The organism is Salinimicrobium oceani (assembly GCF_012037645.1).
Genome location: NZ_JAAVJR010000191.1, coordinates 1 through 637, shown reverse-complemented (window position 1 = coordinate 637; position 637 = coordinate 1). Strand labels below are relative to the sequence as shown.

The 637-nt window shown below is 44.6% G+C and carries 1 protein-coding gene; it reads left to right on the top strand.

The annotated features are described in order from the left end of the window. Positions 1-591: glycosyltransferase (locus HC175_RS16200; protein ID WP_168139433.1), on the top strand; the 591-nt coding region annotated here is incomplete at its 5' end. Between the last annotated feature and the right edge of the window lie 46 nt (positions 592-637).

Below are 637 nucleotides of genomic sequence, written 5' to 3'. Positions count from 1 at the left end.
GACGGCTCCACAGATGGCAGCCTGCAGCTGGTCCAGGAAATAGCCCGTAGAAATCCTCATTTCAGTTACCTCTCCTTTGATCGCAATTATGGCTTGAGTACGGCCCTTAAGGCAGGTTTTGATCATGCCCAAACACCGCTAATAGGCTATATAGATTCAGATTTGCAAACAGATCCCAATGATTTTGACCTGTTGCTGGAATACATTGGAGAATATGACCTCGTAACAGGGGTGCGCACCAACAGGAAAGATTCTTTCACGAAAAACATCTCTTCTCTTGTCGCCAACCTCATAAGGCGCAGCTTTACTCAAGATGGCATGGATGACACTGGTTGCCCCCTCAAAGTGATAAAAGCAGGGCATGCAAAACGAATTCCTATGTTTAAAGGCCTACACCGATTTTTACCCGCCATGATCCTCCTCCAAAATGGAAATATCAAACAGGTTCCCGTAAGACACTATGAACGTATCGCAGGAAGAGCAAAATTTCACCTCCTTAACAGGCTGATAAAACCCTTGATGGACTGTTTTGCTTTTTTGTGGATGCGGCGAAATTACATCAACTATGAGATAGCTCAAACAAATGAATAGCTGGCAAATCTACACCATTGGATTTACCGCCCAGGCTCTTTTTTCC